The organism is Lacisediminihabitans profunda (assembly GCF_008040105.1).
Lineage (GTDB): Bacteria > Actinomycetota > Actinomycetes > Actinomycetales > Microbacteriaceae > Lacisediminihabitans > Lacisediminihabitans profunda.
In genome coordinates this window covers 114,565-130,526 of record NZ_VRMG01000011.1, presented here as the reverse complement: position 1 = coordinate 130,526, position 15,962 = coordinate 114,565, and the positions used below count along the sequence as shown (strand labels likewise).

Here is a 15,962-nt window from a genome sequence, read left to right as displayed (position 1 = left end):
CCGCACGGAATCTACGCGCTCAACTTTCAGGGCAGCGAGCTCACCCCAGCGGATTCCTGTGTACGCGAGCAGCAACACGACATCGCCCTGGTCCCCAACAGAAGTGGCGAGTTTCGCGACTTGGTCGTGGGACAGGTAGCCACGCTCCTTTTTGACAATTCGGGGAAGTCGGATCCCCTCGCATGGGTTTCTCACGACCAAGCCATTGATTCGGCCTGGGTTTAGTTCCTAGTTGCTTCCCTGTCTGGCGGGTGCCGGCTGGGACGATTCTTGGTCAGCGTAATACTCTTCCTCGACCTCGATCGGGGTGCGCAGGGCGAGTTCGCCGTGGAGGCGTTGGTTGTTCCACCACCACACATATTCCAGCGTCGCGAGTTCGACCTGCTCGACCGTTCGCCAAGGCCCTTGTCGGCGGATGAGTTCAGTTTTGTAGAGCCCGTTCACCGCCTCAGCCAAGGCATTATCGAAGCTGTCGCCGACGGTCCCGGTGGAGGGCGTCGCCCCAAGCTCGACGATCCGATCGGTGTAGACGAGGGCCATGTAGTTCGAGCCGTGATCGGAATGATGTGTCAGCCCGTCGAGTTTCCCGCCGGCGCCCCAGGCGGCCATGTCGAGTGCGCGAAGCGGGAGGATGTCGGCCTTCAACGTCGCCGCGACGTTCCAACCGACGATCCGCCTGGAGTACACGTCGGTGACGAATGCGACGTAAGCGAACCCAGACCACGTGGCAACATACGTCACGTCAGCAACCCAGAGCCGGCGCGGACCAACAGCGGTGAAGCGCCGTTGCACGAGATCGGCAGGCAGCACCGAAGCGGGATCTCGTCTCGTTGTGAATACTCGCTTCGAGCGCCTCACTCCCTGAACAGACGCGAGACGCATCAGCCGTTCCGTCTGATCCCGCCCGACATTCCAGCCCTGCCGTTTCAGCAGGGCATGCATCTTGCGACGCCCGTAGACGCCGTAGTTCTCCGCGTGCAGACGAGCGACTTCCGGGACGAGCAACTCATCACGCAGTTGACGTGCCGAAGCGGGCCGGCCCTTGGCCGCACGATACCCGCGGGAGGTCAGAAACCCACGAACTGCCGGACGCAGCACCCGGCAGATGGCCTCGACCCCGAAGCGGTCCCTCATCTGATCGATGAAGCGAATCATTTCGTCGTGGGGCGGTCGAGTTCCTTGGCGAAAAACACGCTCGCGGCCTTGAGGATTTCGTTCGCCCGTTTCAGCTCGGCGTTTTCGCGCTTGAGCCGCCGGTTCTCCTCGACCATGTCCGACGTGACGCCGGGCCTTGCGCCCGCGTCGACCTCGTAACGGCGCTGCCACACCCGCAACGTCTCGGGACTCATCCCCAGCAGACTTGCCACATGCCGGATCGCCGTCATCTGATTCGGGTGATCCACCCGCGCCTCACCGAGCATCCTCAGAGCCCGCTCACGCATCTCAGTCGTATATCTAGCCATCAGTTCCATCCTTGATCAAAAGACGGAACTAAACCCAGGCCGAATCACATACGTGGCTTTCGCCCGCTGTGCGAGGGACTGCGACGCAGCACCGTCGAGTATCTTCGACGTTCCAGCGGAGACAACAGCGCAGGCGGATGCGTTGATTCTTCACCGTATGACTCCGCCCGAGTGCGACAACAGTCGGGTCGAGGAGTGTGATCGTGACCGACGTGCCGTTTGCCACAATCGTGTGATCGAGGGGTCATGCACTCGCCAGCCGGCTGCCGTTGCGCTCGCGGGGACGCTCGGGCTACCTTTTCCCGGAGCGAACACGTGCCGTGTTCCGACAGGGTTTGCGCATGGCGGCTCCAGGGCTCTATTCGACCGCTCGTCCGAACAAGGGGGTCGATGGGCGGCAGCTATGCCTGCTGTTCTATGTCCGCGAGAGAGTTGGTTCGTTTAGTCACGGGAGCCACCACCGTGCCGAGTGACACGCCTTCGGCGTCCCAACACCGCAATAGTCGGCGACGTATGAAGAACAGCGCGTCGCGACCACGATCTAGCGAACCACCTCGTGTAGCGCCGTCTCGGTAAGGTCACCCGATCGCGTTGACACAATCGGCGTGGCCTTCACGGCCGCGTGAACAACTGATTCTCTGAGTCGACTAAGCCCCAAGGCGGTCCTGAGAAGCGTTCGATTCTAATTCGTCTGATTGAATAGCCCCATGGCCATCACCGCCCACGGCTTTGGGCCACGACACACGCACGCCGCCAGAAACCTTCTCAAACGCTGGTGGTTTTGGCTCATCATTGCGGTCGTACTCCTTCTGATTGGCACTACGGCGTGGATCGGCACGCGGGCCCTCGCCGCCAAGTCGGAGCTCGAGGCGGCCCAGACCCAGGTCGGCCAGTTGAAGGCCGACCTGGCCGCCCAGAAATTCTCCGGGCTCCGCAAGACCATGGCCAAGATCGAGGTGCACGCCGCCAAGGCTCGCGACCTCACCAGCGATCCGGTGTGGCAGGCGGCGGAGTCAATCCCCGTCGCCGGCAAGAATCTCACCGTGGTGCGCCAGCTTGCCGCTGCCACCGACACGGTGGTGGTGGATGCGGTAGCCCCTCTGGTAAAGGTCGCCTCCACGCTGAGTCTCAAGTCGTTCGCCCCGGTCGACGGCGCCATCAATCTGGCCCCGCTCACCGCAGCCGTGCCCGCCGTGGCCCAGGCGAAGGCCGGCATCCACGCGGCGACGGTCACTCTCGACGGCATCGATACCTCGGGCACCGTCGCGGCCCTCGGTGCCGCAAAGCTGAAACTGGTGGGGCTGCTCGGCGGGGTGTCGCCCCTGATCGACACGGCGAATGAGGTCCTTCCGTTCATCGCACCAGCCATGGGCTCGGAGAAGCCGCGCAACTACGTGGTGATGTTCCAGAACAACGCGGAATCGCGGCCCCTCGGGGGCACGGCGCTTTCGTTCGCCCTCGTCACGATGGACAAGGGCAAGATCACGCTCGCGAGCACGGTGAGTGCGGGTTTTGACCATTTCGCTCACTACCCGGACTCGGTGATCCCCGTGCCTGATGGGCTGCAGAGCCTGTATGAGGGCACATTCGGAACATTCATCCCCAATGCGACCGTGCGGCCGAAGTTTGCGACGGCCGCGCAGGTGACCTTCGAAATGTGGAAGAGACAGTTCGGCACCGAGGTCGACGGCGTCATCTCCATCGACCCCGTGGCGCTCAGCTACATTCTGCGAGCCACAACGCCCATCACGCTCAGCTCGGGCGACATCCTCACCAGCGACTCGCTGGTTCCGTTGCTGCTCAACGGGCTGTACCAGCGGTTCAACACCGGGCACGATGTGAAGGACAACGCGTCGCAGGACGTGATCTACGGAGAGGCCGTCGCGGCCACGTTCGCGAAACTCTCCGGAGGTCCGCTCGACCCGAAGCTGCTGCTCGGGGCCATCATGCAGAGCACCGCGGAGCGTCGCCTGCTCATCTGGAGCGCCAAGCCGGCAGAGCAGGCCGAACTCGAGAAGGGCGGCTTCACCGGCGACCTGCCGGTGAGCGACGCGAAGACCGACCGCGTGGGCGTGTACTTCGAAGACAACGTCGGGTCCAAGCTCAACTATTACCTGGGTCAGGCCGTTCACCTGCAGCAGGGCGTCTGCCGCACCGACGGGCGCCAGACCTATCGGGTGGGCGCGGACCTCACAAGCACCGTGCCGGCAAACGCAGCGAAAGCGCTCTCGCCGTCGATTCTGGGCGACTGGAAGGCCGAGAAGGTCAAGCCGGGCGTGCAGCGCATGTTCGTGTTCGTCTACGCCCCGCCCGGCACCCAGTTCGCCGGCGCGACGGTGAACGGCGCGGCGGTGAGCCTCGATCCCCAACACGACGAGGCCTACCCGGTTGCGAAGCTGCGGGTCTCGGTGACTGCCGGTGCCACGGTCAAGATCACGGTGGACATCGTGGCGGCCCAGGCGGGCACGAAGGCACTCGACGCGATTGTCACCCCGATGGTGCATGCCGCGACGGTTGATCGCCCGCCGCTCGACTGCGCGACAGTCACGGGCAAATAAGACTCCTACTCACTTGGTGCGGGCCGCCCGTCGCGGCAAGGGCCTTGCGCCCGCTGAGCTCCCGGACAGCCTTCACGCAAAGGACCACGCGCAGCTGATCATGGAAACTGAGAACGCTCCGTCTCCGGCGCGACTCGGCTGACACGCCCGTCTGCTTGACTGTCTGCAGTTGCGCCATTTCGGCCGCCGGAATGTATGGAGGGACACATGAAGATCTCGGTCATCGGATGCGGGTATCTCGGAGCGGTACATGCCGTGGCGATGGTCGAACTCGGGCATCACGTCGTGGGCATCGACGTGGATGCCGCGAAGATCGCGCAGCTCACGGAGGGCCGACCCCCGTTCTTCGAGCCGGGCCTGCCCGAGATCCTCAGCTCGGCACTGGCAACCGGCCGCCTGCGCTTCAGCACGGACATCGCCGAGGTCGCGGGTTCGCGCGTGCATTTTGTTGCCGTCGGCACGCCGCAGCGCGACGGAAGCAACGCGGCGGACATGACGTACGTCGACTCCGCCATTGACGCCCTCCTGCCCCACCTCGCTCCCGGAGACATCGTGGTGGGTAAGAGCACCGTGCCGGTCGGGTCCGCGACCCGCCTCGCCGGCGTGCTCGAGGCATCCGGAACCGGAGCGGTGCTCGCCTGGAACCCCGAGTTCCTGCGCGAAGGATTCGCGGTGCTCGACACCATGTCGCCGGACCGCCTGGTCTACGGCGTGGCCTCCGGAGACGACACCGCGGTCGTCGCGTTGAACGAGGTGTACGCCACCGCGATCGCTGCGGGCACTCCGGTCGTCGTCACCGACTATGCGACCGCCGAACTCGTCAAGGTCGCGGCCAACGCCTTTCTCGCCACCAAGATCTCGTTCATCAACGCCATGGCCGAGATCGCCGAAGTCACCGGGGCCGACGTCACCCAGCTCGCCGACGCCATCGGCTACGACAGCCGCATCGGCCGTCGCTTTCTGAACGCGGGGGTGGGGTTCGGTGGCGGATGCCTCCCCAAGGACATCCGCGCCTTCACCGCGCGCGCGGAGGAGCTTGGCCGGGGCGAGTCCGTCGCGTTCCTGAAGGAGGTGGACCAGATCAACCTGAGGCGGCGCCAGAGAGTCGTCGATCTCACCGTCGACGCCCTCGGTTCGGTGGTGAACGAGAAGAAGGTCGCGGTGCTCGGCCTCGCCTTCAAGCCGCATTCCGACGACGTGCGCGACTCACCGGCCCTCGACGTCGCCGTGAAGTTGCGTGGGCTCGGGGCGAACGTCATCGCGACGGATCCGCAGGCCATCGAGAACTCACGGGCACGGCACCCTCAAATCTCCTACTCCGCCGATATCGCGGAAACGCTGAGGGATGCGGATGCCGTGGTGCTCGTCACCGAGTGGCCGGAGTTCGCCGGCATCGACCCCGTGTGGGCTGCGGGCCTGGTGCGCAATCGGACCATCATCGACGGACGAAACAAGCTCGACGCCGCAGCCTGGCGTGCGGCGGGCTGGACCTACCTCGGGCTGGGTCGTCCGTAGGGCTACTCTTCGACGGGCCGGGGCGGCCCGGTCGCGGCAAAGGCCTTGCGCCAGCTGAGTTCCCGCGCGGCCTTCACGCAACAGACCACGAAGGTGAGCCAGCCGAACTCCACGAGCAGGGAGCTCTCGGCGAGGGCGGTGGTGAGAAGCGCCACGAGCACGAGGGCTGGCCAGGCGTAGACGAAGCTGCGCTGGCGGGAGGCGAGCAGCCAGGAGCGGATGAAGGTGAGGCCGACGAGGCCGACGAAGGCGAACAGGCCGATCAGGCCGAGCTGGAACCACACGTCGAGGTAGGCATTCAGGCCCGAGGTGGGTGTGCGGTCGAAGTAGTTGGGGAAGATCTGGAAGGGTGGGACGTCGTGCCGCCAGTGGCCCACCCAGCCCCAGCCCTCGAGCTCGTGCGCCGGGATGAGGGTGCGCATCGGCCGCCAGAGCGCCAGCCTCTTGTTGAGCTCGTTGCTCGCGCTGAGCGCGTTGATGATGGGCGTGCGGGCCGCCCAGGCGACGGCGGCAACGGTGATGGTCGCGGCGAGCAGGCCGATCTGCCAGAACCGTTTGCTCTCGGCGGGCACCCGGCGCAGGCCGAAGAGTGCGAGGGCCGCGACCAGCACGATGATGAAACTGCCGAATGCGATCGGGGAGCGGGTGAGCAGCAGGAGGAGTCCGGCGAGCACGAGCGAACCGATCGATACCCCCCGCCGCACGGACTGGGTGCGCAACTCGGTGCCAAAGGTGACGATCGCTATGAGGGCGATCACGCCGAGCTGGTTGCGGGTGCCGAAGATGCCCTGGATGGGCCCGAATTCGGCGAGGTTGCCCTGGATGCCCAGAAAGCGGATCGGCGCGTCGATGAGCACACCCGAGAAGATTTCGAGAGCGAACGAGAGCACGAGGGCGACGCGCAGAACGTCACCGAACGCCCGCGCGATCTGGATCGTGTCGCGATTGAGCGCGACATAGATGCCGAGCATCGTCGTGGCGCCGAGGTAGACGACGCTGCCTAAGGTGGCCCACTGGTACTCGCTCCAGAACACCGAGAGGGCCGCCCAGCCCACAAACACGAGAAGGGAGATGGGCAGGATGCCGTGCCACTCGATTCCCTCCCGTCTGGCCAGGATCGACAGCGATGCGAACAGCACCTGCACGGCGAGGATGCCGAGCAACCCGGCCCAGCCGATGAGCTGCTGCAGGAAGAGGGCGCCGAGCTCGCTGCCGATGATCGTGAGGGTGAGCGCGGCCGCGAACCGCGGCGAGCCGAAGAAGTTCTTGCCGGCGGCGAGAATCTGGTGTGGTGGGGGAACCTGCGTCATGTCGTCTCGCGTTCCGCGATCGACGGCTCGGCGGCCAGCGGGGTCAGCTTGGTCTTGACCGCCCAGATCACCAGCAGCATCCAGCCGCCCTCGAGCAGAATTCGGCTCTCGGCAACGCTCTGCACGAGCTGCGCCGCGAGCATGAGGATCGGCAGCAGAGCCACCCAGGTGAGCCGGCCCGGTTCGCCCGGCTTGGTGATGATGCCGTCGGTGGCCATGATCCACGAGCGCAGCAGGGTGGCGAGCACGAGGGCGGCGAACACGACGAGGCCTACGATGCCCACCTGCAGCCACACGTCGAGCCAGGCGTTGTGCGCGTGAGCGACGGCGACCCCGCCGCGCCTGATGAGTCCCTTGAAGGGGGCAATCCACGGAATCCAGTAGCTCAACCAGCCCCAGCCGAAGGCTGGTCGTTCGGTGGCCAGTCCGATCACCTTGTCCCAGATGCCCTGCCGGCCGGTGAGGGTGTCGCTCTTGCCGAGCACACCGAGGATCGGGTTGCGCAGCAGGAAGCCCACCGCCGCGAGCACCAGCACGCCGACGCCCACGCCCGCATAGGCGAGCCGGCGGGACCTGGCCCGGCGAACCACGAGCGCCGCCACGGCGACGACGGCCACGACGAGAACTCCCACGAAGATGGTGGCGGATCGGGTGAGGCCGATCGTGAGCACGGCCACACCGATCCAGAACCAGCCCCAACCGCGCCCCACCCGGCGCGAGGCGAGCTGGATCGCGAACACGATGAGACCGAGCAGGGCCGCCATGCCGAGCAGGCTCGAGTTGCCGAGGATGCCCTGGATCTTGCCGCTCACGAAGAGCAGGTTGCGAGACCAGTAGAGCAGCGCCGCCGGGTGCGCCTCCGGGGCGATCCAGATGGGGTAGATCGGGTGCCGGATGAACGCCGACACGACGAACTCGAACAGGAACGAGAGACCGAGGACGGCGCGGAAGACCCAGCCCAGAACCGTGAGCAGCTGCGTCCAGCTGAGGGTGATCACGATCGAGACGGCGGCGGCCGTGGTCACGAGCTGCACGGTCGCGCCGAGGGCGCTGTACAGCGGGTAGAACGACCAGGCGATGGAGACCGTGGTGACCAGCAGGAAGGCGAGCAGCGTGTACGGCAGACCGCTGAGGCGGAGTCTGGCTCGGTTGCGCACGAGGAGCACGATCGAGATCGCCACGATCACCGCGACGATCGCCCCGTAGCCGTACCAGGAGAGGGAGTTGCGCCAGAAGTCACCGGCGAGCCCGGTGAACAGCACGAAGCCGGCGAACCCGAGACGGAATCCGCGACTATCGAGTTGTTCCATAGGGAACAGGTTAGGCGCTCGCCGCTGAAGAGGAGCGGAGGCGGACGGTCAGCCGGAGTTGGAGGTGCCCACCACGGCGGGGGATGACGCCGCGCCGGCCACGAAGCAGCGCAGGGGAGGGGATTCGCTCGACCGCTTCACGGTCACCTGGAGCCTGGCGTTGTGTGGCGCGGTCGCGGAGTCCAGGACGGTGATCGCGGACGCCTCGAACCTCTCATCGAGACCCTGCCCCGGGTAGGCCTGGCGCAGCGTCGCGACGCAGAGGTCCCAGACCTGCCGGGCGCTGTAGCCGTCGACGGTCGCGGCATCCGGGTCCTGGCTATTGAGTGGCAGCTGGCCGGTGTCGAGCGGCCGCGGGGTGAGCGAGGACGGGGCGCCGCTCGGCGTTGGACTCTCGGCGGGCCCGCCGCCGGCGACCGGCGCGCATGCCGCGAGGGCGACGCTCGCGAGCACCGCAAAGGCGAATCCGATTCGCTTCCTCACGCCTCCATGGTACGACCGCCGCGTGCCGATGACCGGGGCCTCGGCGGCCGACCGGGACCTAGACGAACGCGGCGCGACCGGTGATGGCGCGGCCGACGATGAGGGTGTTCATCTCGCGGGTGCCCTCGTAGGAGTAGATGGCCTCGGCATCCGCGAAGTAGCGGATCACGTCGTAGTCGAGAACGATGCCGTTGCCGCCGAAGAGTTCGCGGCACCAGGCCACGGTCTCCCGCATCCGGCTCGTGGTGAACTCCTTGGCCAGGGCGGAGTGCTCGTCGCCCTGCGTGCCCTCGTCGAGCATCTGGGAGACCCGGGTGACGAGGCCGATCGACGAGGTGATGTTGCCGAGGCTCTTGGCGAGCAACTCCTGGATGAGCTGGTGGCTGCTGATCGGCTTGCCGAACTGGGTGCGCTCGCCGGCGTACTGCACCGCCGCCTCGTAGGCGCCGACGGAGTTGCCCACGGCCGCCCAGGCGACCTCGGCGCGGGTGAGGCGCAGCACGGCGGCGGTCTCGCGGAACGACCGGGAGCCCTGCAGGCGGTTCGCCTCCGGCACCACCACGTTGTCGAGGGTGATGTCCGCGTTCTGCACGATGCGCAGAGCCTGCTTGTTCTCGATGCGGGTGCCGACATAGCCGGGGGTGGAGGTCGGAACGATGAAGCCCTTCACCTGGCCGTCGTCGGCATCCTTGGCCCACACGATCGTGACGTCGCTGATCGAGCCGTTGCCGATCCAGCGCTTGGCGCCGTTGATCACCCAGGTGTCGCCGTCGCGCCGGGCGACGGTGCGCAGGCCCTGGGCGGCATCCGAACCGGAGAGCGGCTCGGTGAGCGCGAACGCCCCGAGCAGCTCGCCCGAGGCGAACCGCGGCAGCCACTCCGCGCGCTGCTCCGGGGAGCCGGCGACGGCGATCGAGCCCATCACGAGCCCGTTCTGCATTCCGACGAGGGTGGCGAGGCTCGCGTCGACGCGAGCAAGCTCGAGGGCGACCCAGCCGCGGAACACCGCCGAGTTCTCGAATTGGCGGGTCTCCTCCCAGGGCTGGCCGAACAGGCCGAGCTCGGCGAGCCTGGTCACAACGCTGCGCGGGAAGAACTCCGCCTTCGCCCACAGGTCGTTGACGATGGGACGCACCTCGGCCTCGAGGTAGGTGCGCAGCTCCATGATCAGTTGCTTCTCGCGGTCGGTGAGGCCGTTCTCGAAGCCGTAGAAGTCACTCGGCAGAGTCTGGAACGGGAGTGCCTCGTCGGGCAGCTGGCTGGTTTCGAGGAGAGACGTCATGAAGGCTCCAGTGCGTTGGGGTGTGGGGGAGTCGAGGTGTCGTGGTGCGTGACCCGCCTCGAGGCTATTCGGGGTGGCTGCATGTTCTCCAAGCGGTTGGTACTTTTGTCTAACCGAGACTTGAAGGACACCGCCGATGTTTGTAGGCATCACCAATACGCCCCGACCGTACGCCTGGGGGTCGACCACGGCGATCGCCGAGCTTCTCGGACGGGAGCCGTCCGGCGAACCGGAGGCCGAACTGTGGCTGGGCGCGCATCCCGGCTCGCCGAGCGTGATCCTCGACCCGACGCAGACCGGCGGCGCGACCGATCTCGCGGCCTGGATCGCGGCCGACCCGCAGACCGCGCTCGGACCCTTCGCGGCATCCGGCCGGCTGCCGTTCCTGCTCAAGATCCTGGCCGCGGCGTCCCCGCTGTCGCTGCAGGCGCATCCCACCCCGTCGCAGGCGGCCGCCGGATTCGCGCGCGAGAACGCGCTCGGGGTGCCGCTCGACGCCCCGCACCGCAACTACAAGGACGCGCATCCGAAGCCGGAATTGATCTTCGCGCTCAGCCCCACCTTCGACGCGCTCTGCGGATTCCGCCCGCTGAAGGAGGTGCGGGAGCTCGTCACCGGCCTTCTCGCCGCGGCGGACGCGCTCGAGGACCCGCAGCCGCAGCCGATCGAGGACCTGCTCGACTCCCTGTCGACCGGGCTGCGCGAGACCTTCGAATGGCTCATCACCCGGGGACCGGGCGTGCCCACCCTGGTCGCCCTCGTCAGCACACTCGCCGACACCGTGCCCGAGCTCGCGGTGGCGCGCGCGCTCGCCGCCGAGTACCCGGGCGACCCCGGCATCGTGATCTCCCTGCTGCTCAACCACGTGACGCTCACCCCGGGGGAGGCGCTCTACCTGCCGGCCGGAAACATCCACGCCTACCTCGGCGGGCTCGGCGTCGAACTGATGGCCGCCTCGGACAACGTGCTGCGCGGGGGGCTCACGCCCAAGCACATCGACGTGCCCGAGTTGCTCGGCGTGCTCGACTTCACCCCGGTACCCGTGCCGTATCTCACGGCCGAGACCCCCGCGCCCGGCGTCTCGGTGTTCCGGCCTCGAGTGCCGGACTTCGTGCTCTACCGGGTGGACGCGGATGCGACGGTCGCCATCACCGGCCCGGCGATCGCCCTCTGCACCTCGGGTGCGGTGACCATCACCGGAGCCTCCTCGTCGAGTGCCCTCGCGCGCGGCTCCGCGGCCTACGTGACGCCCGACGAGGGCTCGCTGCACCTCTCCGGCGGTGGAACGGTGTTCCTGGCCACCACGGGGTCGTAGGGCCGCCCCTCCCGACGGTCGGTCAGGAGAAGAAGCCCTCGGCATAGGCGTCCCAGTACGCGGACTCGAGTTCGCCGAACTCGGCCGAGCGACTTCCGTCGTTCGCGATGACCAGCGGTTCGGGATGCGGCGCGTCTTCGCGCTGGTCGACGTCGAGCCGGCGCCCGAGCCTGGCGCCGATCTCGCGAGCCATTCGACGGGCGAACTCGCCCTGCGTTTCGATGTAGCCGCTCGGCCGGAGTTCCGGCGGCGCGACGTCGAGGTGGGCGACGTATCGAACGTAGCGCGCGACCAATTCCTGCACGGGGATGTTGTCGCGAACGTAGTTCGGAGTCTGGATGACGGGCACGTCGCCCTCCGCCCAGACCCGTGCCAGGTAGTTGCCGAACCGGCCGTCCTCACCCGGGCCGAACGGGTTCGGAATCACGAACTTGCGCATTCCCAGCCCGCGCTGCTCGGCATGGAGCCGGAAGAGTTCGTAGACCATCGCCTTGGAGAGACCGTACGGCGACACCGCCGCGTGCCGGAACGTTCCGAGGCCGGACGACGGTTCGTAGTAGCTGCCGGAGTACACCACGTGCGTGCCGCCGCCGTCCACAAGCGCATCCATCTGCTCCGGAATCCGATCGGACATCTCCCCGACCGCCGCGAGCAACGGGTAGTCGGCATTCTTGAAGCCGTCCATCGGATGCGCGTGCACGAGGAGCGCGTGAGGTCGCACCTCGGCGATCAGTCTCGCGAGGCTCCCCGTCGCGTGGGACACCCCGAAGTGGGCCGTGACCTTCGTGGAGAGCGAGGCGACCCGGTTTCCCCGGACTCCGTCGTACCCGCCATCCGGGCCGCGCAGTGCCGCGTGTACCTCGTGGCCGGCCGCCACCAGGCCGTTCGCGAGGACGGACCCCGTGAAGGATGAGGCCCCCGTCAAGAGAATGCGCACGGAGTCAGTATCCCGAGGGGGACGGAAGTTCGGCGGGGTCCACCGCGGCATCCTTGGCGCTCTGGTGCGCGATCGGGATCGGCCAGGCCACCCCCACGTGCACGTTCGCGGCGGCCAGCACACCCTCGGCCGACGGCTCATAGTTCTGGTCGGCGAAGTAGACCACCTGGGAGTTGTCCCGAACCGCCATGTAGCCATGGGCGCACCCGCGGGGCACCAGGATCGCCAGGCCGTTCTCCTCGCTCAGCTCAACCCCGAACCAGCTCAGGTACGTCGGGCTGTCTTCCCGCAGGTCGACGACGACGTCGAAGACGGCCCCCGCGACGCACCTCAGGAGCTTCTGTTCGCCGTGCGGCGCGCGCTGGTAATGCATCCCGCGCGTCGTTCCGGCGAGTCGGGTGAACGCGACGTTCGCCTGGCTCATCTCGAACGACACGCCGGCCGCCTCGAGCTCCGCCGAGCTGAACCCGCGCTGGAACCATCCCCGCTCGTCTTCCATCCGAGGAAAATCAAGCGTGAAGCAACCCTCGATCGGTGTCTTCTCGACGACGGTCACTTCTTCACCCCGATGGATCGGTAGACGACGCCGGCAGCCAGGCCAGCCGGGTCGACGGATCGCCGCGGATCGAGCAGCACCTGGTCGCCCGAGAGCAGGTCGCCGATCCCGCGGTAGTCGGCCCACGGGGTCACCACGAGCACCGCGTCGACCGTGGCAACCGTTGCCCGCCAATCGACCACGAACTCGACTTCGCCGCCATCGATTCTCGCGTAGGCGTCCATGGCGAGTGGATCGTGGGCCAGGGTGGTGGCCCCGGCTGCCCTGAGCGCCCGGATCATGCCGAGGGCGGGTGTCTCCCGCACGTCGTCGGTCTGGGGCTTGAAGGAGAGGCCGAGCACGAGCACACGCTTCCCGTCGAGGGGCGGCAAACCCTCGGTCATCGAGTCCAGACTGAATCCGGGCTGGGCGCCGTTCACCTCGAGGATGGCAGAGGACATCTGCATCGGGAGCTCGAGCGTCAATCCGAACTCGCGGAAAGCCTCCACATCCTTGGGGAAGCAGCTGCCGCCGAAGCCGGGACCGGGAATCAGGTACTTGGCGATCGGATGCGCGCCGGCGACGCCATCGCCGCCGCTCCAGCGATGGTCGCTGAGCACGCCCTCGACGACGTCGAGCGGATCGATTCCGCCGACTCGCGCCGCGACGTTGGCGATCTCGTTCGCCGCGGAAATCTGGAGCGCGAGGTACAGGTTGTTCGCGTACTTCGTGAGTTCCGCGGTCTGAGTGTTCACCTCGAGCTTCGGGCAGGAAAAATCGGCGTACAGTTCGCGCAGTCGGTCGCGGGCGAGATCGTCCTCGAAGCCGATGACGATGCGGTCGGGACTGTTGAAGTCGACGAGCGCGCTGCCCTCCCTCAGGAACTCGGGGTTCATCCCGATTCCGAACGATTCTCGATCGGCCCCCGAGGCGGCGATGGTGTCGAGAACCAGCCCCTTGGTCGTGCCGGGCACCACCGTGCTCTTCACGACCACGGCGATGGGATGATCCGCGGCCGCCACGGCGCGGCCGGCCAGCTCGGCAGCGCTCCGAATCTGGCTGAGGTCGATGTCGCCGTCCCTGGACGGTGTTCCCACCGCAATCATGATGATGTCGGCCTCGGCGAGCCGGTCGACGTCGGGCAGCGAGAACGAGATCGAACCGGATTCGAGCAGCTGGGCCAGGAGTTCCTCCAGGCCCTGCTCGAAGATGGGCGGGATGCCGGCGGTCAGCGATTCGACGACGCTCTCCCGCATGTCCAGGCAGGTGACCGAGTGTCCGACGCTGGCCAGACCGACCCCGGTGACCAGCCCGACGTAGCCGGTGCCGATGATGGCGACCTTCACGCGAAGACCGCCGTTTCCTTCAGGTACTCGAGGTAGCGTCGCACGCCGCTCTCCACATCGACCGTGGTCGTGTAGCCGAGCAGGGACTTGGCCTTCGTCAGGTCCGGGCAGCGTCGCTGAGGATTATGGGTCAGGTACTCCGGGTCATCGTTCGACGCCATCACCACGGCGCCGGTATACCCGAGCACGTCTGCGGCTGCGCTGCGGAAGATCTCCGCGAATTCGAGAACCGAGAGTTCCGGGGTGTCGTTGCCGATGTTGAAGTAGTCGTATTTGCCGTAGGTGAGGCACTGCAGGTAACCGACCACCGCATCCGAGACGTAGCAGAAGGTGCGCGTCGGCGCGCCCGACGAGAAGATCTCGATGTCGTCCCCGGCAAGCACGCGGCTGGCCAGGTCCGCCGGGAGCCTCTTGTCGGCCGGGCTCATGCCGGGGCCGTAGTTGTTGAACGGCCGGGCGATGGTGATCGGCATGCCGAATTGCTGCGCGTAGACCCAGGCGATGGTCTCGCCGAAGCGCTTGGACTCGTCGTAGCAGGCCCTCGGCCCGGTGCACGAGACGTTGCCCAGGTACTCCTCGTTGGTCGGGATGGCTTCGGGCACCGGGTCGCCGTAGATTTCGCTGCTCGAGAAGAAGAGGAATCCCTTGAGATTCATCTCGCGACTCGCATCCAGCATCCGTCGGAGTCCCCAGATATTGGCGTCGATCGTCTCGATCGGGAACTGGCGATAGAACGTGGGCGAGGCGATGGAGGCCGCGTGCACGATGAAGAGCGGCTCACCGTCGGGCACCACCGATCCGAGATCGAGGTCGTTGACACTCGCGGCGACCACGGTCAGGCTCTCGGACTCCCGAGCCAGCGCCGCGAGCCAGTGCGTGTCGTTGGCGGCGGCGGGATCGACGGCGATGACGCTCCTCAGCCCGAGTCGGTCCGCATAGTCCACCAGGTAGTGCACGAGGTAGTAGCCGAGAAAGCCACCCGCTCCCGTGATCAGAACGTGGCTGCCGTCGAGCTTGTCCTTGGCGGTGAATCGCGAATGGATGTCCTGCAGGTCAGACGCCATCGAGGTGTGTGTCATGTTTGCTCTCTCGGTTTTGGGGTGGGTCAGCGCAGCCACGGGGCATCGCCCGAGCGCGCGAGATTGTCCAGCAGGTCGTGGTCGCGCTGCGTGTCCATGCAGGCCCAGAAGCCTTCGTGCTCGAAGAGCATGAGTTTTTTGTCGTCCACGAGACTGCGCAGGGGCGACTCCTCGAGAACCAGGTCTTCCTCATCGCGCAGATAGGAACGGAAGTCGCGATTGAAGAAGAAGAATCCACCGGAGATCCAGCTGGCGGCGAGGGGCTTCTTCTCGGCAAACGTGCTGACCAGGCCTTCGCTGGCCAGGATCTCGCCGAACCGGGCAGGAGGGTGGATGCCGAGGACGGTTCCGGTCTTGCCGTGCGCCTCGTGGAATTTGAGTTCCTCGGCGAGGTCCACGTCGGTCAGGCCGTCACCGTAGGTCAGCGCGAAGGCCGGAGCGTCGCCAAGAAAGCGTTCAGTGGCGTTGTGGATGCGGTACCCAGTCATCGTCTCCGCGCCGGTGAACGCGACGGTGACGCTCCAGTCCTCCACCTGTTTCGAATGGAAGGTCACCGACTTGTCGCGCATGTCGACGGTGAAGTCGGAGTTGATCTCCTGGTAGTTGAGGAAGTAGTCCTTGATGACTTCTGCCTTGTATCCGGCGCAGACAACGAATTTGCGGAAGCCATGCGAGGCGTACTTGCTCATGATGTGCCAGATGATCGGCTTGCCGTCGATGTTGATCATCGGCTTCGGCACCGAGTGGGTCTGCTCCCGGAAGCGAGTCCCGAGGCCCCCCGCGAGAATAAAGACGGGCACGTCTTCTGGATTCACTTGATGTACCGGTT

General features: G+C 66.6%; 14 protein-coding genes. 4 read left to right on the top strand and 10 right to left on the bottom strand.

Annotation, left to right across the window (positions count from 1 at the left end; genetic code table 11):
* The coding region (locus tag FVP33_RS19805; protein WP_222706776.1) for a hypothetical protein at positions 1 to 225 on the top strand (225 nt) is incomplete at its 5' end.
* A gap of 3 nt (positions 226 to 228) precedes the next feature.
* On the opposite strand, the gene FVP33_RS16640 is transcribed toward FVP33_RS19805, so the two are convergent.
* Positions 229 to 1,472 (bottom strand): IS3 family transposase gene (locus FVP33_RS16640; protein WP_425460956.1). Its coding sequence is split into 2 segments (ribosomal slippage): positions 229 to 1,187 and positions 1,187 to 1,472, totalling 1,245 coding nucleotides; the frame shifts between segments, so codons are not numbered across the junction.
* A 698-nt stretch (positions 1,473 to 2,170) separates the two neighbouring features.
* Here FVP33_RS16640 and FVP33_RS16635 point away from each other — a divergent pair.
* A complete protein-coding gene (locus FVP33_RS16635) occupies positions 2,171 to 4,021 on the top strand; it encodes a DUF4012 domain-containing protein (RefSeq protein WP_147784811.1) in 1,851 nt (616 codons plus the stop codon).
* A 207-nt stretch (positions 4,022 to 4,228) separates the two neighbouring features.
* Positions 4,229 to 5,536, top strand: a complete 1,308-nt coding sequence (locus FVP33_RS16630; protein ID WP_147784810.1) for a UDP-glucose dehydrogenase family protein — start codon at positions 4,229 to 4,231, stop codon at positions 5,534 to 5,536.
* A gap of 2 nt (positions 5,537 to 5,538) precedes the next feature.
* Here FVP33_RS16630 and FVP33_RS16625 read toward each other — a convergent pair whose 3' ends face one another.
* The 4 genes from FVP33_RS16625 to FVP33_RS16610 are packed head-to-tail and all read right to left on the bottom strand — an operon-like array spanning position 5,539 to position 9,921.
* A complete protein-coding gene (locus tag FVP33_RS16625; RefSeq protein ID WP_147784809.1) occupies positions 5,539 to 6,846 on the bottom strand; it encodes an O-antigen ligase family protein in 1,308 nt (435 codons plus the stop codon).
* Positions 6,843 to 8,156: an O-antigen ligase family protein gene (locus tag FVP33_RS16620; protein ID WP_147784808.1), complete on the bottom strand. Its 1,314-nt coding sequence runs from the start codon at positions 8,154 to 8,156 to the stop codon at positions 6,843 to 6,845. Before FVP33_RS16620 ends, FVP33_RS16625 begins: the two co-directional genes overlap by 4 nt.
* A gap of 48 nt (positions 8,157 to 8,204) precedes the next feature.
* A complete protein-coding gene (locus tag FVP33_RS16615; protein ID WP_147784807.1) occupies positions 8,205 to 8,639 on the bottom strand; it encodes a hypothetical protein in 435 nt (144 codons plus the stop codon).
* A 58-nt stretch (positions 8,640 to 8,697) separates the two neighbouring features.
* On the bottom strand, positions 8,698 to 9,921 hold the full coding sequence (locus FVP33_RS16610; RefSeq protein WP_147784806.1) for an acyl-CoA dehydrogenase family protein: 1,224 nt from the start codon (positions 9,919 to 9,921) through the stop codon (positions 8,698 to 8,700).
* A gap of 136 nt (positions 9,922 to 10,057) precedes the next feature.
* Here FVP33_RS16610 and manA point away from each other — a divergent pair, with 136 nt between their 5' ends.
* Positions 10,058 to 11,236, top strand: a complete 1,179-nt coding sequence (gene manA / locus FVP33_RS16605; protein WP_147784805.1) for a mannose-6-phosphate isomerase, class I — start codon at positions 10,058 to 10,060, stop codon at positions 11,234 to 11,236.
* Between the two features lie 22 nt (positions 11,237 to 11,258).
* On the opposite strand, the gene FVP33_RS16600 is transcribed toward manA, so the two are convergent.
* Genes FVP33_RS16600 through FVP33_RS16580 form a run of 5 tightly spaced genes read right to left on the bottom strand, consistent with a single transcriptional unit; the run spans position 11,259 to position 15,933 of the window.
* Complete coding sequence (locus FVP33_RS16600; protein ID WP_187270772.1) at positions 11,259 to 12,173, bottom strand: NAD-dependent epimerase/dehydratase family protein; 915 nt, start codon at positions 12,171 to 12,173, stop codon at positions 11,259 to 11,261.
* A 4-nt stretch (positions 12,174 to 12,177) separates the two neighbouring features.
* On the bottom strand, positions 12,178 to 12,729 hold the full coding sequence (locus FVP33_RS16595; RefSeq protein WP_147784803.1) for a dTDP-4-dehydrorhamnose 3,5-epimerase family protein: 552 nt from the start codon (positions 12,727 to 12,729) through the stop codon (positions 12,178 to 12,180).
* Positions 12,726 to 14,054, bottom strand: a complete 1,329-nt coding sequence (locus tag FVP33_RS16590) for a UDP-glucose dehydrogenase family protein (RefSeq protein ID WP_187270771.1) — start codon at positions 14,052 to 14,054, stop codon at positions 12,726 to 12,728. The genes FVP33_RS16595 and FVP33_RS16590 overlap by 4 nt, the downstream gene beginning before the upstream one ends.
* A complete protein-coding gene (locus FVP33_RS16585) occupies positions 14,051 to 15,133 on the bottom strand; it encodes an NAD-dependent epimerase/dehydratase family protein (protein WP_147784801.1) in 1,083 nt (360 codons plus the stop codon). Before FVP33_RS16585 ends, FVP33_RS16590 begins: the two co-directional genes overlap by 4 nt.
* A gap of 26 nt (positions 15,134 to 15,159) precedes the next feature.
* Positions 15,160 to 15,933 (bottom strand): sugar phosphate nucleotidyltransferase, encoded by a 774-nt coding sequence (locus FVP33_RS16580; protein WP_222706775.1) that lies wholly within the window; start codon positions 15,931 to 15,933, stop codon positions 15,160 to 15,162.
* Positions 15,934 to 15,962: the final 29 nt, after the last annotated feature.